The sequence below is a fragment of the Paenibacillus sp. FSL E2-0201 genome (genome assembly GCF_037963325.1).
Taxonomy (GTDB): domain Bacteria; phylum Bacillota; class Bacilli; order Paenibacillales; family Paenibacillaceae; genus Paenibacillus_AQ.
In genome coordinates, this window is record NZ_CP150154.1 from 13,562 (window position 1) to 33,893 (window position 20,332).

Below are 20,332 nucleotides of genomic sequence, written 5' to 3' on the forward strand. Positions count from 1 at the left end.
ATGAAGACATTCAAATCGGAAGTTAAACTTCCACAATCTCAGGTTTAGGCCTGTTACTCACTCGTTGCTCAGTTTTGAGAGTTTAAGCTCTCAAGTAAGACTTGATCCTTGAAAACTGGATACCGAAACGAATTTGCGTTTTAGAACATCTTTTAGCAACTTGTGCAAACAAGTAAATGTTATTAGTGAGATTTTTCGAAAGAAAAATCATGGTTAAGCTAATAAGAGCACACGGAGGATGCCTAGGCGCCAGGAGCCGACGAAGGACGTGGCGAACAACGAAACTGCCTCGGGGAGCTGTAAGCAAGCTTTGATCCGGGGGTGTCCGAATGGGGAAACCCAGCTGTGGTAATTCGCAGTTACTCACATCTGAATACATAGGGTGTGTAGAGGCAGACCAGGGGAACTGAAACATCTAAGTACCCTGAGGAAGAGAAAACAATAGTGATTCCGTCAGTAGCGGCGAGCGAACGCGGAACAGCCTAAACCTAAGAGCTTGCTCTTAGGGGTTGTGGGACGTCTCACATGGAGTTACAAAGGAATATGGTAGGCGAAGAGGTCTGGAAAGGCCCGCGATAGAGGTAAAAGCCCTGTAGCCTAAACTGTGTTCTCTCCGAGACGGATCCCGAGTAGTGCGGGGCACGTGAAACCCCGTATGAATCCAGCAGGACCATCTGCTAAGGCTAAATACTACCTGGCGACCGATAGTGAAACAGTACCGTGAGGGAAAGGTGAAAAGCACCCCGGAAGGGGAGTGAAATAGAACCTGAAACCGTGTGCTTACAAAAAGTCAGAGCCCTATCTATGGGTGATGGCGTGCCTTTTGTAGAATGAACCGGCGAGTTACGTTTAACATGCAAGGTTAAGTCGAGAAGACGGAGCCGCAGCGAAAGCGAGTCTGAATAGGGCGACTCAGTATGTGGACGTAGACCCGAAACCGTGTGATCTACCCCTGTCCAGGGTGAAGGTGCGGTAACACGCACTGGAGGCCCGAACCCACGCACGTTGAAAAGTGCGGGGATGAGGTGGGGGTAGCGGAGAAATTCCAATCGAACTCGGAGATAGCTGGTTCTCCCCGAAATAGCTTTAGGGCTAGCCTCGGTATAAGAGTAGTGGAGGTAGAGCACTGATTGGGTGCGGGGTCCGCAAGGATTACCAAGCTCAGTCAAACTCCGAATGCCATATACTTATTGCCGGGAGTCAGACAGTGAGTGCTAAGATCCATTGTCAAAAGGGAAACAGCCCAGACCATCAGCTAAGGTCCCCAAGTGTGTGTTAAGTGGGAAAGGATGTGGAGTTGCACAGACAACCAGGATGTTGGCTTAGAAGCAGCCACCATTGAAAGAGTGCGTAATAGCTCACTGGTCGAGTGACTCTGCGCCGAAAATGTAACGGGGCTAAACACACCACCGAAGCTATGGCTAGATACTATGTATCTGGGGTAGGGGAGCGTTGTATGTGGGTTGAAGGTGTACCGTAAGGAGCGCTGGACAGCATACAAGTGAGAATGCCGGTATGAGTAACGAAAAGATCAGTGAGAATCTGATCCGCCGAAAGCCCAAGGTTTCCTGAGGAAGGCTCGTCCGCTCAGGGTAAGTCGGGACCTAAGGCGAGGCCGAAAGGCGTAGTCGAAGGACAACAGTTTGAAATTACTGTACCACCGTAATCCGCTATGAGCGATGGGGTGACGCAGGAGGGTAGTGACGCGGACTGATGGATATGTCCGTCTAAGCAGTGAGGCTGATGTGTAGGCAAATCCGCACATCATTAAGGCTGGGCTGTAATGGGGAGCGAAAATTGTAGTAGCGAAGGTCATGATCTCACACTGCCAAGAAAAGCCTCTAGCCAGGAGAAGGTGCCCGTACCGCAAACCGACACAGGTAGGCGAGAAGAGAATTCTAAGGCGCGCGGAAGAACTCTCGTTAAGGAACTCGGCAAAATGACCCCGTAACTTCGGGAGAAGGGGTGCCCCGGTAGTGTGAATAGCACGAGGGGGCCGCAGTGAAAAGGCCCAAGCGACTGTTTAGCAAAAACACAGGTCTGTGCGAAGCCGCAAGGCGAAGTATACGGGCTGACGCCTGCCCGGTGCTGGAAGGTTAAGGGGAGTGGTTAGGGGTAACCCGAAGCTATGAACCGAAGCCCCAGTAAACGGCGGCCGTAACTATAACGGTCCTAAGGTAGCGAAATTCCTTGTCAGGTAAATTCTGACCCGCACGAATGGCGTAACGACTTGGGCGCTGTCTCAACGAGAGATCCGGTGAAATTTTAATACCTGTGAAGATGCAGGTTACCCGCGACAAGACGGAAAGACCCCATGGAGCTTTACTGCAGCTTGATATTGAATTTGGGTACGATCTGTACAGGATAGGTGGGAGCCGTAGAAATCGGAGCGCAAGCTTCGGTGGAGGCGCCGTTGGGATACCACCCTGATCGTATCTAGGTTCTAACCTAGTGCCCTAATCGGGTACGGGGACCGTGTCAGGCGGGCAGTTTGACTGGGGCGGTCGCCTCCTAAAGAGTAACGGAGGCGTTCCAAGGTTCCCTCAGAATGGTTGGAAATCATTCGAAGAGTGCAAAGGCATAAGGGAGCTTGACTGCGAGACCTACAAGTCGAGCAGGGACGAAAGTCGGACTTAGTGATCCGGTGGTACCGCATGGAAGGGCCATCGCTCAACGGATAAAAGCTACCCTGGGGATAACAGGCTTATCTCCCCCAAGAGTCCACATCGACGGGGAGGTTTGGCACCTCGATGTCGGCTCATCGCATCCTGGGGCTGAAGTAGGTCCCAAGGGTTGGGCTGTTCGCCCATTAAAGCGGTACGCGAGCTGGGTTCAGAACGTCGTGAGACAGTTCGGTCCCTATCTGTCGTGGGCGCAGGAAATTTGAGAGGAGCTGTCCTTAGTACGAGAGGACCGGGATGGACGTACCGCTGGTGCACCAGTTGTTCCGCCAGGAGCATGGCTGGGTAGCTACGTACGGACGGGATAAGCGCTGAAAGCATCTAAGCGTGAAGCCCCCCTCAAGATGAGATTTCCCAATTAGTAAGACCCCTTGAAGACGACGAGGTAGATAGGTTGGAGGTGGAAGTGCAGTAATGCATGGAGCTGACCAATACTAATCGGTCGAGGGCTTATCCTATACTTAAAATGCAAATTCAATTCGGATTCAGTTTTCAGGCGATTAAGCCTGTAACACGCTTAGAAATTTATTCTCACTTCTGGTGATGAACCAAATTTCACGCGGCAGCGTCTGTTTCACAGACGCATGTTTGGTGGCGATAGCGGAGGGGTTCCACGCGTACCCATCCCGAACACGACCGTTAAGCCCTCCAGCGCCGATGGTACTTGGACCGAAGGGTCCTGGGAGAGTAGGACGTTGCCAAGCACGCAAGACCACTGTTGAGTCATCGACAGTGGTTTTTTGTTGTATCTATTTGCTTAAAGAGTTGGTACGATTTAAATTTTGTTTGACAGACTACAGGGTTTAATCCATAATACAATTCATACTAAACATATAAGAATTGTAGGGGGAACGGAGTATGTCATATTTTAATTTATCTTTTAAGAAGCCGCTTCTGTTTGGGGCAATATCAATATTGCTATTGATGGTAATCGCAGGTTGCTCCGGATCTACTAATAAGGCTGATTCCAATAAGGAGGCTCCGGAAAATGCGAGTGCAGCAACTCAGAGTCCTCAAACGGCAGAGCCGGCAGTAGGAGGCACCTTCGTCTATGGACGGCCTGCTTCTGTAACCTCGCTGGATTTGCATAATCAGATTACATCCAACAATGCTTTTGCTATCGATAAAGTATTTGAATCATTAGTTGCTTTTGACAGCAAGGGTGAAATTGTAGATTGGCTTGCGAAGTCACATAGTATCAGTGAGGATGGATTGACGTATACTTTTGAACTTCGTGAGGGTCTGAAGTTTTCAAACGGTACGGATGTGACTGCGGAAGATGCTGTATTCTCCCTTGAGCGGCACTTGAAGGTTGGTGGCCCGCTGGCAATATCCGCTAAGGTTGATTCAATCAAAGCACAAGATAACAAAACGCTTGTTATTACGCTTAAAGAACCTTATACACCATTTATCTCAGAGCTGTCCAATTTCTCCAATGGCATCGTTCCTAATAATTTTGGTGGAGTTTCCGAAGAAGAATTCTTCAAGAAACCAATCGGAACGGGACCTTTTGTCGTTGAATCATGGGACACTGCGGGTGATCTGACTTTCACTAAGAACAAATTCTACTGGCAAGAAGGTAAACCATATATTGATAAGCTTGTTTATAAGTTGATTGAGGACGATAGCCAAGCGATCAACCAGCTGAAGGCTGGGGAAGTTAATGCTATTGAATCTTTGGCCTTGCAAAATGCTAATGAGATCAAAGATGGAGCCGACACTAAAGTAATTACTAACGGTAGTTGGGTGACAGAGCAATTATTCTTTAATACGCTGGATGAGCATTTTTCGGATGTACATGTCCGCCGTGCTCTGGCTCTGGCGCTTGACCGTGAAGGCTTGACCAAAGCGTTAACCTTTGGATATGCACAAACAGCAAACTCATTACTGCCAACAACGATTCCTTATAACGCCAATGATACAATCAAGGCTCTGAACTTCAATGTCGAGGCAGCCAAGGAAGAGCTTGCTAAATCGGCTTTCCCTAATGGTTTTACTACCAAGTTACTTGTAGCCTCCGGTAATAGTACAAGAGCGCAAGAGGCACAAATTATTCAGGCAGCGGGTCAAACCATCGGGATTAAAATTGAGATTGAATCGATTGAGCTTGCCACTTTCCGTGAACGATTCTTTGCTTATGATTTCGCCGCAATGTTGAATAGCGGTCAAGCTGATTCCCCGGAAGCAAACTCGATTATTGCCTTCCAAACCGATCCGGACGGCTTCAGCAAATCGTATTGGACCCATTATACGAATGATGAAGTAACGAAGCTTCTATATGAGGGCCAAAAAACAGCGGATGGCGATGCTCGTGCGCAAATCTACACCAAGCTGCTGCAGACACTTGCTGATGAAGTACCGTATATTCCGCTTTATTATCCAGATGTTTTGAAAGGTATTCGTTCTTCAGTGGATGGTCTAGTTGTGCTACCTAATGGTAGCGCCCGTTTCGAAGATGTCCGCATCAGCCAATGATGAATCTTAAGCAGGTGTTAAATCAACCTAGAGGAAGTAAGGACTCTTACAACTGGCTTGTAATATCGCTTATAAAAGCATTGGCAGTGATCTGCTGCGTAATGATAGCCGTCTTTTTCATCATCCGAATTGTGCCCGGAGATCCAGCGAAAATGATCTTGGGAGAATACAGTACCCCTGAGGCGCTCAAGAGTATGCATCATACTCTTGGGCTCGACCTCCCTTTATGGGAGCAGTTCATGCGATTTGTGAAGACGCTGTTTACGCAAGGAGATACTGGAAACTCCATTATTATGGGGACATCAACAAGAGAGTTGATTACGCAGCGGGCTCCTGTTACTTTGTTGCTCATAGTGATGGCCTGTGTGTTGGCAATTGTCGTATCACTTCTGCTTGCTACGGTAGCTGCTACGCATAAGGATAAACTGCTGGACCATTTAATACGTATATTTCCTACAATAACTTTGGGTATGCCAATCTTCTGGGTTGGCTTACTTTTAATTTTGTTCTTTAGCGTCCGGCTTGGCTGGTTTCCCGTTGGGGGAGTTAGTGAAGGGTGGGTTGGAACCTTGCACAGTCTTGCACTTCCGGCAATCACCGTTGCTTTTTCACAGATTCCTACCCTGGTCCGTTCCTTAAGAGCGCAGATGCTTGAAGTGTTAGAATCGGATTTTGTAGTCACCCTTAAAGCCGCGGGATTACCAAACAGGGTTATTCTATTTAAACATGTGCTGCGCAATTCTGCTCTTCCTACACTGATGCTGATGGGTGTGAATATTTCTTATCTAATCGGCGGCACATTGGTCGTTGAACAGGTATTTGGAATTAAGGGAATTGGCAGTTTGCTGTTTACTTCAATTTCGAAACGGGACTTTCCAGTTATTCAAGGAATAGCACTTTATTGTGCGCTATCTGTTGTGATCATCAGTCTCTTGATTGAAATCATTTCTTGGTGGCTTGATCCCAGAACGAAGGGAAAACAATGAAAACGATAAGACTAGAGCCACAATTGTATGAAGGCAACAAGATGACAAGCGGCTTAAAGCGCATATGGAATACCCCTTCTTTGTTAGTAGGAATGATTATGTTTGCAGCCCTTATTCTCTTAACTGTGTTTATACCTTATATAAGTCCCTATGATCCATCCGAGCAAAATTTGAGTGCCTTTCTGCAGCCTCCGTCGGCTGAACATTGGCTAGGAACCGATCAACTTGGGCGTGATCTGTTTACTAGACTGATCTATGCAGCGAGGACTGATCTGAAAATCATGGTCTTGGCAGAAATCATTCCCTTTTGCACAGGTGTATTCCTAGGAATGCTAGCAGGATATTACGGGAAATGGGTTGATGCAGTTATATCGCTTTTGTCAGATACATTCATCGCTTTTCCTTTTTATCTGATCGTTATTATCGTTGCTTTTGCCAGTGGAGCAGGAGAACGAGGTATTTATATTACGTTTATCCTTGTAGGTTGGATTGTCTTTGCCCGTGTCGTCAGAGGTCTTAGCGCATCTTTCCGCAATCAGGAATGGGTGGCGTCTGCTCAAACATTAGGGCTACCCGGAGTAAGAATTATTTTGCGTCATCTGCTTCCCAATGTACTTCCTCAAGCCGTAGTCGTTCTTATGACAGATATGATTGGATTGCTTGTCGCCATTGTGACGCTCGGGTATCTTGGGATCGGCATTACACCGCCAACTCCAGACTGGGGGACAATGATCTCGGATGGACAGCCCTTCATCACTACAGCTTGGTGGCTATCGGCTGTTCCGGGATTAGCAGTGGTGTATACAGGAATAGCTTTGTCGCTCCTAGGTGATGGTGTAGCAGACTTATGGAGGAAAAAATGATGTCTACACAACCCATTTTAGAAATCGAGCAACTAACACTGGCAGCGAAGACAAATGAGAGATTAGTCAACAATGTTAGATTTTCGCTGGGCAAAGGAGAGAGTCTAGGATTAGTAGGTGAGTCGGGCTCGGGAAAATCGCTTACGCTGCGTGCAATTCTGGGACTACTTCCAAACGGTGTTGAGCAGATAGGTGGCACCATTAAGAGTGATGTAAGCAGTGCGATGGTTTTTCAAGATCCAAGAGGTGCGCTTGATCCGCTCTGTATGGTTGTTAATCAGCTGGCTGAAGTCGTGTATTACAGACAGAGAGTAAGCCGAAAGGCTTCCCGAATGATTGCGCTGGAACTGCTCGAAAGGCTTGGTCTCCCCGAATCTTTAAAGAAAAAGGACCGGTATCCGAGTCAGCTGTCAGGCGGTCAATGTCAACGGGTAGTCATCGCTTTGGCACTGGCATGTAAGCCGGGTATTCTTCTCTGTGATGAGCCGACGACGGCGCTGGATGTCACGGTTCAACGACAAATTATTGAAACGATCACGAACCTCCAGCAGGAGCTGGGATTTGCCATGGTTTTTGTTACGCATAACCTCGCGATTGCAGCCAACTTGTGCTCACGCCTATGTGTAATGAAACAAGGGCAGATTGTTGAGCATGGCGCTACCCTTGATATTTTGCAAAATCCATCCGACCCTTACACACAGATGCTGATTGATTCGGTGCTTCCTTTGCCAGAGCTTGAAGGGAGTAGAGACTCATGGAACTAGCCTTGCAAATCAAAGATTTAACTGTTCATTATGGCGGCTTTACTGCGCTGGATTGTATTAATCTGAATCTTGAGCAGCATACCACTCTTGGGCTTGTTGGAGAATCTGGATCAGGAAAATCTACGCTGGCACGAGTAATTGCTGGACTGATTGCCCCGCATGAGGGAAAGATCCTTTTAGGTACCCAAGAGCTAAAAAAGAAAAGAAGCCGTGAGCAGCGAAAAATAATCCAGATGATCTTTCAAAATCCGGATGCGTCGCTGAATCCTAAACATTCGATTAGAGAGATTCTTTCTGAGCCCTTATTGTTTCATAAAATTGTGGGACGTACGGGTGTCGAGCAGAGATGTAAAGAGCTACTGAACCAAGTTCATTTGGAGCAAAAGGCATTAGACAAATTCCCACACGAATTTTCTGGGGGTCAGCGTCAACGGATAGCGATCGCCCGCGCATTAAGCGTTGAGCCCAACATCCTGATCGCGGATGAACCTACAAGCGCGTTGGATGTATCTGTACAGCTAAGTGTGCTCGAACTGTTCAATGCACTAAAAGCTGAACTTAATCTCACCATGCTTTTTATTTCTCATGACTTAGGAGTAATCAATGCAATTAGTGATACAGTTGCAGTCATGCGGCATGGGAATCTTGTAGAGCAGAGTCCGAAAGATCAATTCTTCATCCGACCTAAACATGAATACAGTTACGAGCTGTTGTCGGCGGTTCCCAAAATGCCAAAATCAAGTACATCAGGAGGTTTCTTATGAGCCCAGAACAAGAACATAAAGGATATGTGCCACTTTCAATGGCTGAGTACAATAAGCTTACACATTTGATTTCCGACATCTTGTTTACTGATCATCCACCGGTTATTATCCCAGCTGAGGCAATTTTGGGGATCGAGGCCGTGGCTGCCGGAATAGCCGCACCTGGTCGTACCATTGTAAATATAGTAACAGGTCCCTATGGAAGTTTATTTGGAAAATGGCTTGAACGGGGAGGAGCATCGGTTGTTGAAGTAAAGGTTCCTTTTGATGAAGTGGTCACTGGCAACCAGGTTGCTTCCGCAATTAAAGAGTTTAGCCCTTGTGCCCTTTCCTTTGTTCAGGCTGAAGTGGTTACAGGTGGATCTAATCCGGCTAAAGAAATATTTAAGATTGCAAAGGAGTTCAATCTCATTACTGTAACGGACTCGGTTTCTGCGGTTGGGGGAGAGGCGTTACTGGTCGATGAATGGGGAGTTGATTTTGCTGTGATAGGCGCGCAAAAAGCTTTGGCTGGACCTAACGGTGTTAGCGCCGTCAGTATTTCACCACGTGGCTGGGAATTTCTTGAGTCTAATAAAAATGCACCGCGTAACTCCATTCTGTCCTTACTGGATCTCAAACCTTCGTTGGATGGGGCCGCGCCACTACGAGTTGCTCCAAATATTCCTACACTGGAGGCTAGAGCCTTGATTCAAGCTTTGATGCGAATTGAAGAAGAAGGATTGGATCAAGTAATCAAACGCCATGAGAGAGCTGCTGCAGCTGCTGTAGCTGGTATCCAATCCTTGGGGCTTGAACCTTGGCAGAAGGATAGCAGACATTATTCTACACTGACTACAACGGTACGGATTTCTGGAAAGCAAGATTTGCAGATCGAACAGCCCATAGGGATTGTGGCTCCCGGAGACGGAGAATTATTTGGCCTTCTTTTACGAATTAATCATTTTGGAACAAATGCTGCTCGGCAAAGTGTGGAGGAAGCTATATCAACGCTTGCTGAGTTGTTGAAAGAAGACCCTGATCAGGCATTACAGGCTGTTAGGCAGGCTTGGGGGGAATGAAGATGATTCATAAGCATCCAGAGTTACAGACATTTAAGGATATTTATATAGCAGGTATCGAAGGCAGACGTTTTGATGTTGTAATCAAAGATGGGCGTTTTTTATCTATAACTGAAGCGGAGCCACATAAAGGTAACTCAACGCTTAAAGATACAGATCTATGGATAAGTCCAGGTATTATTGATCTTCATACGCATCTTGCTTGGACAGACTTTGATCATGCGGACCAATTGAAGCGCGATACCCGCGAGATTGAAACCATGCAGGCGCAGGCTTTTGAAGCTACTCTTAGGACGGGTGTAACGACTGTACGGGATGCAGGTGGAATTCTGCCAAGCACAGTGCAGCATCTTGTTCATCAGTATCAACAGCCTTTAAGAGTGGAGACCAGTAGCGACATGCTTGGAGCAGCAGATGCTCGTGGTCTTAAGCATTTGGAACAACGGATGGCGGAAATCTTTGCAACAGGAGCGGGCTGGATAAAAATCATGGCCACAGGCGGTCTTGGAGCACCTACTGAGAAGGTCGTTGATCCGATCTTTTCCGAAGAAGAGTTCTCATTTATTGTTCGTAATGCACATGCCCATGATAAAAAGGTGTTGGTCCATACCTGGGGAGGAGTGACGATAGACTGGTCCATCCAGTCTGGCGTGGAATCTATAGAGCACGGGATGTTTCTAACAGAGGATCAGGCGGGAAGACTTGCTAACTCGGGGGTAGCTTTTGTACCTACTACATCCATCTATCGTATTGCTGCAGATCCGAACGGTGTTCTAGCATTGAACCCTATCATTTGCGAACGAGCTGCCCGTGCTGCCGAATCACATTCCAAAGCTATTAATTATGCCAAAAGAGAAGGTGTAAGCATTGGATTCGGCACAGATTATGCCACACCTGCACTACATGGTTATAATCTTCAAGAACTGGATACGTTGATTGATTATGGTTTATCTCGAAGAGAAGCGTGGCAGTCTGCAACAAAAACCGCTGCTGACATTCTAGGTAGTGGCAACGAGCTGGGGCAAATTGCAGAGGGGTTTATTGCAGATGCTGTTGTTTTCAAAGTGAATCCGTACGAGGCCCACAATGCAGAGGTACTTCGAAAGAGTATCGTTTCCGTGGTTACTGGAGCGAAGGAAGCAGATTTAATCTAGATTCGTCTAAGCTATTTTCTAAAACAACTGATAACCTTGCAGTTGTTTTTCTTTGTAGTTTATAGAAAAATATAATTCCCTTTTCATATTTCATATATAGGGTATACACTCCTTCTTATGCCGCTAAGTAACGAATGTATGTAAGGCGGCAGAATAGAAGGGTGAGTGGATTCTTTAATACATGATGTACTTTTAAAACTTTTATAAAAAAAGTGTTGCAATCAATCTCTATACATGATATATTCTAAGTCCGGCCAAGAAATACACATGCCGAGCTCGAAAAAGAAGTTAAAAAAAGAGCTTGACATTAAATAGCCGGACATGATATAGTATAAGAGTTGCTGCTGAGACATTAAACGGCGCCAACGAGAACTTGATCTTTGAAAACTGAACAACGAGTGAGTAGGAAATCACGAAAGTGAAATCCAAAATTAGAGAATTAATTTTCTCGTCAGATGTTTCAAAATGAGCATATCGCTCTTTTCAATACTAATTGGAGAGTTTGATCCTGGCTCAGGACGAACGCTGGCGGCGTGCCTAATACATGCAAGTCGAGCGGAGTCATTTTGAAAGCTTGCTTTCAAAATGACTTAGCGGCGGACGGGTGAGTAACACGTAGGCAACCTGCCCCTTAGACTGGGATAACTACCGGAAACGGTAGCTAATACCGGATAATTTCTTTTTTCTCCTGAAGGAAGAATGAAAGACGGAGCAATCTGCTACTTGGGGATGGGCCTGCGGCGCATTAGCTAGTTGGTGGGGTAACGGCCCACCAAGGCGACGATGCGTAGCCGACCTGAGAGGGTGAACGGCCACACTGGGACTGAGACACGGCCCAGACTCCTACGGGAGGCAGCAGTAGGGAATCTTCCGCAATGGACGAAAGTCTGACGGAGCAACGCCGCGTGAGTGATGAAGGTTTTCGGATCGTAAAGCTCTGTTGCCAGGGAAGAACGTCCGGTAGAGTAACTGCTATCGGAGTGACGGTACCTGAGAAGAAAGCCCCGGCTAACTACGTGCCAGCAGCCGCGGTAATACGTAGGGGGCAAGCGTTGTCCGGAATTATTGGGCGTAAAGCGCGCGCAGGCGGTCATTTAAGTCTGGTGTTTAAACCTTGGGCTCAACCTAAGGTCGCACTGGAAACTGGGTGACTTGAGTACAGAAGAGGAAAGTGGAATTCCACGTGTAGCGGTGAAATGCGTAGATATGTGGAGGAACACCAGTGGCGAAGGCGACTTTCTGGGCTGTAACTGACGCTGAGGCGCGAAAGCGTGGGGAGCAAACAGGATTAGATACCCTGGTAGTCCACGCCGTAAACGATGAGTGCTAGGTGTTAGGGGTTTCGATACCCTTGGTGCCGAAGTTAACACAGTAAGCACTCCGCCTGGGGAGTACGGTCGCAAGACTGAAACTCAAAGGAATTGACGGGGACCCGCACAAGCAGTGGAGTATGTGGTTTAATTCGAAGCAACGCGAAGAACCTTACCAGGTCTTGACATCCCTCTGAATCTGCTAGAGATAGCAGCGGCCTTCGGGACAGAGGAGACAGGTGGTGCATGGTTGTCGTCAGCTCGTGTCGTGAGATGTTGGGTTAAGTCCCGCAACGAGCGCAACCCTTAACTTTAGTTGCCAGCAAGTAATGTTGGGCACTCTAGAGTGACTGCCGGTGACAAACCGGAGGAAGGTGGGGATGACGTCAAATCATCATGCCCCTTATGACCTGGGCTACACACGTACTACAATGGCCGGTACAACGGGAAGCGAAGCCGCGAGGTGGAGCCAATCCCATCAAAGCCGGTCTCAGTTCGGATTGCAGGCTGCAACTCGCCTGCATGAAGTCGGAATTGCTAGTAATCGCGGATCAGCATGCCGCGGTGAATACGTTCCCGGGTCTTGTACACACCGCCCGTCACACCACGAGAGTTTACAACACCCGAAGTCGGTGGGGTAACCCGCAAGGGAGCCAGCCGCCGAAGGTGGGGTAGATGATTGGGGTGAAGTCGTAACAAGGTAGCCGTATCGGAAGGTGCGGCTGGATCACCTCCTTTCTATGGAGAATCGTCTTCTGCAATGAAGACATTCAAATCGGAAGTTAAACTTCCACAATCTCAGGTTTAGGCCTGTTACTCACTCGTTGCTCAGTTTTGAGAGTTTAAGCTCTCAAGTAAGACTTGATCCTTGAAAACTGGATACCGAAACGAATTTGCGTTTTAGAACATCTTTTAGCAACTTGTGCAAACAAGTAAATGTTATTAGTGAGATGATTCCAAGAGAGATATCGTATGATATTTTCCTGCGGAAAAATCAAGGTTAAGCTAATAAGAGCACACGGAGGATGCCTAGGCGCCAGGAGCCGACGAAGGACGTGGCGAACAACGAAACTGCCTCGGGGAGCTGTAAGCAAGCTTTGATCCGGGGGTGTCCGAATGGGGAAACCCAGCTGTGGTAATTCGCAGTTACTCATACCTGAATACATAGGGTATGTAGAGGCAGACCAGGGGAACTGAAACATCTAAGTACCCTGAGGAAGAGAAAACAATAGTGATTCCGTCAGTAGCGGCGAGCGAACGCGGAACAGCCTAAACCTAAGAGCTTGCTCTTAGGGGTTGTGGGACGTCTCACATGGAGTTACAAAGGAATATGGTAGGCGAAGAGGTCTGGAAAGGCCCGCGATAGAGGTAAAAGCCCTGTAGCCTAAACTGTGTTCTCTCCGAGACGGATCCCGAGTAGTGCGGGGCACGTGAAACCCCGTATGAATCCAGCAGGACCATCTGCTAAGGCTAAATACTACCTGGCGACCGATAGTGAAACAGTACCGTGAGGGAAAGGTGAAAAGCACCCCGGAAGGGGAGTGAAATAGAACCTGAAACCGTGTGCTTACAAAAAGTCAGAGCCCTATTTATGGGTGATGGCGTGCCTTTTGTAGAATGAACCGGCGAGTTACGTTTAACATGCAAGGTTAAGTCGAGAAGACGGAGCCGCAGCGAAAGCGAGTCTGAATAGGGCGACTCAGTATGTGGACGTAGACCCGAAACCGTGTGATCTACCCCTGTCCAGGGTGAAGGTGCGGTAACACGCACTGGAGGCCCGAACCCACGCACGTTGAAAAGTGCGGGGATGAGGTGGGGGTAGCGGAGAAATTCCAATCGAACTCGGAGATAGCTGGTTCTCCCCGAAATAGCTTTAGGGCTAGCCTCGGTATAAGAGTAGTGGAGGTAGAGCACTGATTGGGTGCGGGGTCCGCAAGGATTACCAAGCTCAGTCAAACTCCGAATGCCATATACTTATTGCCGGGAGTCAGACAGTGAGTGCTAAGATCCATTGTCAAAAGGGAAACAGCCCAGACCATCAGCTAAGGTCCCCAAGTGTGTGTTAAGTGGGAAAGGATGTGGAGTTGCACAGACAACCAGGATGTTGGCTTAGAAGCAGCCACCATTGAAAGAGTGCGTAATAGCTCACTGGTCGAGTGACTCTGCGCCGAAAATGTAACGGGGCTAAACACACCACCGAAGCTATGGCTAGATACTATGTATCTGGGGTAGGGGAGCGTTGTATGTGGGTTGAAGGTGTACCGTAAGGAGCGCTGGACAGCATACAAGTGAGAATGCCGGTATGAGTAACGAAAAGATCAGTGAGAATCTGATCCGCCGAAAGCCCAAGGTTTCCTGAGGAAGGCTCGTCCGCTCAGGGTAAGTCGGGACCTAAGGCGAGGCCGAAAGGCGTAGTCGAAGGACAACAGTTTGAAATTACTGTACCACCGTAATCCGCTATGAGCGATGGGGTGACGCAGGAGGGTAGTGACGCGGACTGATGGATATGTCCGTCTAAGCAGTGAGGCTGATGTGTAGGCAAATCCGCACATCATTAAGGCTGGGCTGTAATGGGGAGCGAAAATTGTAGTAGCGAAGGTCATGATCTCACACTGCCAAGAAAAGCCTCTAGCCAGGAGAAGGTGCCCGTACCGCAAACCGACACAGGTAGGCGAGAAGAGAATTCTAAGGCGCGCGGAAGAACTCTCGTTAAGGAACTCGGCAAAATGACCCCGTAACTTCGGGAGAAGGGGTGCCCCGGTAGTGTGAATAGCACGAGGGGGCCGCAGTGAAAAGGCCCAAGCGACTGTTTAGCAAAAACACAGGTCTGTGCGAAGCCGCAAGGCGAAGTATACGGGCTGACGCCTGCCCGGTGCTGGAAGGTTAAGGGGAGTGGTTAGGGGTAACCCGAAGCTATGAACCGAAGCCCCAGTAAACGGCGGCCGTAACTATAACGGTCCTAAGGTAGCGAAATTCCTTGTCAGGTAAATTCTGACCCGCACGAATGGCGTAACGACTTGGGCGCTGTCTCAACGAGAGATCCGGTGAAATTTTAATACCTGTGAAGATGCAGGTTACCCGCGACAAGACGGAAAGACCCCATGGAGCTTTACTGCAGCTTGATATTGAATTTGGGTACGATCTGTACAGGATAGGTGGGAGCCGTAGAAATCGGAGCGCAAGCTTCGGTGGAGGCGCCGTTGGGATACCACCCTGATCGTATCTAGGTTCTAACCTAGTGCCCTAATCGGGTACGGGGACCGTGTCAGGCGGGCAGTTTGACTGGGGCGGTCGCCTCCTAAAGAGTAACGGAGGCGTTCCAAGGTTCCCTCAGAATGGTTGGAAATCATTCGAAGAGTGCAAAGGCATAAGGGAGCTTGACTGCGAGACCTACAAGTCGAGCAGGGACGAAAGTCGGACTTAGTGATCCGGTGGTACCGCATGGAAGGGCCATCGCTCAACGGATAAAAGCTACCCTGGGGATAACAGGCTTATCTCCCCCAAGAGTCCACATCGACGGGGAGGTTTGGCACCTCGATGTCGGCTCATCGCATCCTGGGGCTGAAGTAGGTCCCAAGGGTTGGGCTGTTCGCCCATTAAAGCGGTACGCGAGCTGGGTTCAGAACGTCGTGAGACAGTTCGGTCCCTATCTGTCGTGGGCGCAGGAAATTTGAGAGGAGCTGTCCTTAGTACGAGAGGACCGGGATGGACGTACCGCTGGTGCACCAGTTGTTCCGCCAGGAGCATGGCTGGGTAGCTACGTACGGACGGGATAAGCGCTGAAAGCATCTAAGCGTGAAGCCCCCCTCAAGATGAGATTTCCCAATTAGTAAGACCCCTTGAAGACGACGAGGTAGATAGGTTGGAGGTGGAAGTGCAGTAATGCATGGAGCTGACCAATACTAATCGGTCGAGGGCTTATCCTATACTTAGAACGCAAATTCAATTCGGATTCAGTTTTCAGGCATCAAGCCTGTAACACGCTTAGAAATTAATTCTCACTTCTGGTGATGAACCAAATTTCACGCGGCAGCGTCTGTTTCACAGACGCATGTTTGGTGGCGATAGCGGAGGGGTTCCACGCGTACCCATCCCGAACACGACCGTTAAGCCCTCCAGCGCCGATGGTACTTGGACCGAAGGGTCCTGGGAGAGTAGGACGTTGCCAAGCAGATTAAGCCATTGTTGATAATATCAGCAGTGGCTTTTTTATTTTTTTATTATGCGACTGTTTAAGGCTAGTAATAGTATTAGAATAGGTTACTGTGGAATGACATTTTTGTTACCGACGCCGCGTTGGATACAAGTATAATAGAAAAGTGCTAATAGTTAGCAAATCTTTAATACGAAGGAACTACTCATAAATTCTAACTTTGAATTTTCTTGTGTCTTTAGATGCATTGTAGAGGTAAGGAGGATTTAAGGCATGAAACAATTTAAAATATTTAGTTTAATAATGATTTCTTGTATTTTAACTTTAATACTAGCAAGTTGCGGCACGAAAGAACCTACGTGGGATACTTTTGAGGGTGCACTGAATGAGAAAAGCTTCCCTGTGCCCCATGAGGCCAACTCGCCCGACCAGACTACTACTAATGTTGCTATGGATTATGTACGTTATTCTTTACCTGGCCTAAAGGAGAAGAATGGTATTCCGGATCCTTATATGGAGGCTATTAAAGCTTGGGGCTGGACCGAAGAGGAAGATGATGATAGTGATTCCTCAGGTGTTTTTTTAAAGGATGGGTTAACGGTTCATTTAACAGTGCATGATGATTATTTTGTAGTGATGATTCCTAAAGAAAAGAAGACCTCTATTAAAGGCCTTAAGACCAAATAAACAATCGCCATCCATAAAGGATGGCGATTTATTTTTTAATGTGAAAATGGCATGAGTTATATTAGGGACTGCCCTTTACTGAGAGTAATAGGATACATCGGTTGGATTGAATTTCAGCATGCCTCCCTGACCCTGTTTATTCAATCTCAGCAGTGTATAAAGACGGGGCAGTAAGAGCCATAAGTGGCAAGTGATCAGAGATACTGTAAATGCTGGTGGTGACCAAAAAATAAAGAGTGCTGCAATACAAAGGCCGATATAGAAGTTATGTAATTGTACTTTTCGGAATATACGGTAACTAATGTGTTGATCAGGCATGAACCCCAGCCAAGGCAGTTTAAATGAGACAGACCACCTTTTTGAAATGGGATGCCCTGAGATTAAAAGAACCGAGCGTGAAATGACATATTGAACCCAAAAGGCTACAGGCGCTGCTATGACGATGTAGAGAATGCTCCACCAGGAAAGAAAAACGGTTTCAAGCACAAGGACTAATAGGGGAAGCATAATATAAATAGGCAGCAGGCGTGCCGTTAGATTGATTTTTTTAATTAGTTTATATTGATAGAATGTAGCTGCACCTTTGGTAGTGGGTTCCATAGATAATAGTCTAACCTCCTCGTGAATTCGTATGTTCTTAATATCGGCGATTAGCTGTATTTTATTAAACTGGGGCGGAAATTCACCGATATAACGGCAACGGAATATATATAATGCACGATACAAAGGATATGAAAAAACTATGAAAAGGTTTAAAATGATAGAAGGTGTATCATACTGTTCTTAAAAGAGTCAAGGTGGGATGGTTATGGAACAGCAAACCGGGCAAGCTTGTATCATTTGTGGACAGGTAAAAGAGGAAGGTATTGTGATTGTCTCGCATTTTATTTGTGAGGAATGTGAGGCTGAGATGATACGTACCGAGGCTGAGGATGCCAAGTACCGTTTTTTTATCGGCCGGATGAAGAAGATCGGATTGCAAAAGAACGCTTAAGTAGAGTAACTCTGTTAAATGATGCGGTTAAGAGAGCAGTCTGGATGAAAGATACGATGGCTGCATTAGTGATATTTAGTATACGGCTTCCTCGTTCTTCAGGCGGGAGAAGCCGTTTTGTTGTCCGTGGGGTTGCTTTTGTACTGAAGCATAGGCGTTTATGAATATTTACGTTAAAATAGAAGGAACCCTATGGGAAGGAATTTAATATGAATAAATTACAACGTTGTAGGGCGCCTATATACGAAATGCTGGAACAATATAGAATTATGGGTAATAGATCATATCATGTGCCAGGTCATAAAAATGGAAAGGCATATGATGGCGTTGAAGGCGCTGGCTTTTTAGATGAGGTAATGAAGTATGATGTTACGGAAATTTCCGGAACGGATGATCTTCATCATCCTGAGGGAGTTATCAAGGAAGCGCAAGAGCTGGCAGCAGATTGCTTTGGAGCAGAGGAAAGTTTTTTTCTAGTGGGTGGGAGTACAGCCGGCAATCTGGCACTTATTCTAACCGCTTGTCCCGAGCCTGGAATGCTTATGATCCTTCAACGCAATGTGCATAAATCAGTCATTCATGGGCTGATGTTGGCTGGAGTGCGTGCTGTTTTTCTGGAGCCGCTGATTGACCCTCTTAGCGGCTTAGCAGTGGCGCCGGCGGCAGAAGCTGTTAAGGCTGCACTTGCAGCCTACCCTGAAGCCGCAGCCGTACTTGTTACCATGCCGAATTATTACGGCATGGGGAGTGATCTTGCGCCCCTCGCGCGTATCTGTCACGACAGCGGTGTACCGCTGCTTGTGGATGAGGCGCATGGGGCGCATTACGGGCAGCACCCGGCGCTGCCTGCCGGGGCACTAGCTTGTGGCGCGGACGGTGTCGTGCAGTCCACGCACAAGATGCTCACAGCGATGACCATGGGCGCTATGCTGCATGTTCAAGGGCCGCGGCTCGACCGCGCCCTGCTCCGGCAGCGGCTCGCCATGGTGCAGAGCTCCAGCCCATCATATCCTATGATGGCGTCGCTGGATCTTGCCCGGCGGCTGCTGCACAGCCGGGGCAAGGATGCCTTCACGGCAGGGCTGGCCGCCGTGGACGTCCTGCGGCGCGGGCTCGCGGAGCTGCCGCGCTATGGGCAGGTGCAGCTGGCAGAGCCGCTGCACCCAAATACGCCGCCTGATTCTATGGCGGCGTACGTGACACAGGACCCCTTCAAAGTCGTCATTTATGACGCCACCGGGGTCCTGAGCGGCTTCGAGCTGCAGCGCAAGCTCGAGGCTAAGGGCTGTGTGCCGGAGATGAGTGATGACCGGCACGTAGTGCTGCTGTTCAGCCTTGGATCAAGGACTGAAGATGCAGAGCAATTGCTGCTGGCGCTGCGGGAAATAGATTCGGAACAACCTTCCGAATCACCGCATACGCTTAGCAAACCAGACGCTCGTAATATTTCCACGTGGAACAATTTCGATTCTTTACAAATCTCGGAGCCTGTCTCCTTTTCATTGAAGCCAGTGTTAGCTAGTGAGATTGAAAGCATTGATCTTGAATGTAGCGTGGGGAGAGTGGCGGCGGAGATGGTTATTCCATATCCGCCGGGGATCCCGATATTATATCCGGGTGAAGTGATCACAAATCAGATACAAAGAAGGCTGGCTGGTTTAGCCAAAGGAGGCGCCAAATTTCAGGCTTGTGCTGATCCGGTCTTACAGCGTATTGAGGTATACAACATTCAGAAGGGCGGAGAAGCATAAGTGGGAAAAGAAGGTTTCTTCATTACATTAGAAGGGGGCGATGGCTCCGGCAAAACAACGGTATTAGGTAGAGTAGCAGCTTATTTACAGAATCGGTCCATGCCTTATCGAATAACACGTGAACCCGGTGGCGTTGAAATTGCCGAGAAGATTCGCTCTATTATTCTAGATCCTGCCCATACAGCAATGGATGCGCGAACAGAGGCATTACTATACGCTGCATCAAGAAGCCAACATCTCGCCGAAGTCGTTGAGCCGGCTCTTAGAGAAGGGCTAACAGTGCTCTGTGACCGCTTTGTGGACAGCAGCCTTGTTTATCAAGGACATGCGAGAGGGCTTGGAATTGAAGAAGTATGGAGTATTAATCGCTTTGCGATTGGAAACCGTATGCCGGATCTAACCTTTTATCTGGATGTAGATCCAGAGATAGGGCTGTCACGGATTGCAGCGAATCAAGAACGGGAAGTAAATCGTCTGGATCTGGAGAGTCTTTCCTTTCATCAGAAGGTTCGCGAAGGCTATCAATTATTAGTTGAAGCAAATCCGGACAGAATAGTAGTTCTAGATGCTAATCGCCCTATTCATATGGTAGAACAAGATATCGTGAGAACACTTGAAGAGAGAGTATTAAAGGGTTTTTAGGGTGTTTTGTCTAATATACTAAGAGAAGTGACATATAACTAGGCGTT

12 protein-coding genes and 5 rRNA genes are annotated in these 20,332 nt (G+C 47.8%); 16 read left to right on the top strand and 1 reads right to left on the bottom strand.

Translation table 11 applies throughout. The annotated features are described in order from the left end of the window. The first annotated feature begins 211 nt into the window (after positions 1-211). The 13 genes from NSU15_RS00055 to NSU15_RS00115 all read left to right on the top strand — a co-directional run bounded on the left by NSU15_RS00055 (position 212) and on the right by NSU15_RS00115 (position 16,898). Positions 212-3,139 (top strand): 23S ribosomal RNA (locus NSU15_RS00055). Between the two features lie 129 nt (positions 3,140-3,268). Beyond that, positions 3,269-3,385, top strand: a 5S ribosomal RNA gene (gene rrf, locus NSU15_RS00060). A gap of 154 nt (positions 3,386-3,539) precedes the next feature. Beyond that, positions 3,540-5,156 carry an ABC transporter substrate-binding protein gene (locus NSU15_RS00065; RefSeq protein WP_339288695.1) on the top strand — a complete coding sequence of 539 codons (1,617 nt, stop codon included), beginning with the start codon at positions 3,540-3,542 and terminating at the stop codon, positions 5,154-5,156. Next, positions 5,153-6,142 carry an ABC transporter permease gene (locus tag NSU15_RS00070; protein ID WP_339288697.1) on the top strand — a complete coding sequence of 330 codons (990 nt, stop codon included), beginning with the start codon at positions 5,153-5,155 and terminating at the stop codon, positions 6,140-6,142. The genes NSU15_RS00065 and NSU15_RS00070 overlap by 4 nt, the downstream gene beginning before the upstream one ends. Beyond that, positions 6,139-7,005 carry an ABC transporter permease gene (locus NSU15_RS00075; protein ID WP_339288699.1) on the top strand — a complete coding sequence of 289 codons (867 nt, stop codon included), beginning with the start codon at positions 6,139-6,141 and terminating at the stop codon, positions 7,003-7,005. Before NSU15_RS00070 ends, NSU15_RS00075 begins: the two co-directional genes overlap by 4 nt. Beyond that, positions 7,002-7,769 (top strand): ABC transporter ATP-binding protein, encoded by a 768-nt coding sequence (locus NSU15_RS00080; protein WP_339288700.1) that lies wholly within the window; start codon positions 7,002-7,004, stop codon positions 7,767-7,769. Before NSU15_RS00075 ends, NSU15_RS00080 begins: the two co-directional genes overlap by 4 nt. Further along, the gene (locus tag NSU15_RS00085; RefSeq protein WP_339288702.1) at positions 7,760-8,533 is read left to right on the top strand and encodes an ATP-binding cassette domain-containing protein; all 774 of its coding nucleotides are present in this window, start codon (positions 7,760-7,762) and stop codon (positions 8,531-8,533) included. Before NSU15_RS00080 ends, NSU15_RS00085 begins: the two co-directional genes overlap by 10 nt. After that, positions 8,530-9,594: an aminotransferase class V-fold PLP-dependent enzyme gene (locus NSU15_RS00090; RefSeq protein WP_339288704.1), complete on the top strand. Its 1,065-nt coding sequence runs from the start codon at positions 8,530-8,532 to the stop codon at positions 9,592-9,594. Before NSU15_RS00085 ends, NSU15_RS00090 begins: the two co-directional genes overlap by 4 nt. Positions 9,595-9,596: 2 nt before the next feature. Beyond that, entirely contained in the window at positions 9,597-10,748 is a 1,152-nt protein-coding gene (locus tag NSU15_RS00095; protein ID WP_339288706.1) for an amidohydrolase family protein, read from the top strand. Positions 10,749-11,238: 490 nt separating this feature from the next. Then, positions 11,239-12,796: ribosomal RNA gene (locus NSU15_RS00100) — 16S ribosomal RNA — on the top strand. Positions 12,797-13,056: 260 nt separating this feature from the next. Continuing rightward, positions 13,057-15,984 (top strand): 23S ribosomal RNA (locus tag NSU15_RS00105). A gap of 128 nt (positions 15,985-16,112) precedes the next feature. Further along, positions 16,113-16,229 (top strand): 5S ribosomal RNA (gene rrf, locus NSU15_RS00110). Together the 16S, 23S and 5S rRNA genes form the textbook arrangement of a ribosomal RNA operon. 255 nt (positions 16,230-16,484) lie before the next feature. Beyond that, a complete protein-coding gene (locus tag NSU15_RS00115) occupies positions 16,485-16,898 on the top strand; it encodes a hypothetical protein (RefSeq protein WP_042123070.1) in 414 nt (137 codons plus the stop codon). Positions 16,899-16,973: 75 nt separating this feature from the next. Here NSU15_RS00115 and NSU15_RS00120 read toward each other — a convergent pair whose 3' ends face one another. Next, positions 16,974-17,498 carry a hypothetical protein gene (locus tag NSU15_RS00120; protein ID WP_042123072.1) on the bottom strand — a complete coding sequence of 175 codons (525 nt, stop codon included), beginning with the start codon at positions 17,496-17,498 and terminating at the stop codon, positions 16,974-16,976. Positions 17,499-17,706: 208 nt separating this feature from the next. Between NSU15_RS00120 and NSU15_RS00125 the strand changes: the two genes are divergently transcribed. The 3 genes from NSU15_RS00125 (at position 17,707) to tmk (ending at position 20,285) form a co-directional block, all read left to right on the top strand. Beyond that, complete coding sequence (locus NSU15_RS00125) at positions 17,707-17,892, top strand: sigma factor G inhibitor Gin (protein ID WP_042123074.1); 186 nt, start codon at positions 17,707-17,709, stop codon at positions 17,890-17,892. A 209-nt stretch (positions 17,893-18,101) separates the two neighbouring features. Next, the gene (locus tag NSU15_RS00130; protein WP_339288707.1) at positions 18,102-19,643 is read left to right on the top strand and encodes an aminotransferase class I/II-fold pyridoxal phosphate-dependent enzyme; all 1,542 of its coding nucleotides are present in this window, start codon (positions 18,102-18,104) and stop codon (positions 19,641-19,643) included. Continuing rightward, a complete protein-coding gene (gene tmk, locus NSU15_RS00135; RefSeq protein ID WP_042123078.1) occupies positions 19,644-20,285 on the top strand; it encodes a dTMP kinase in 642 nt (213 codons plus the stop codon). The last annotated feature ends 47 nt before the right edge of the window (positions 20,286-20,332 follow it).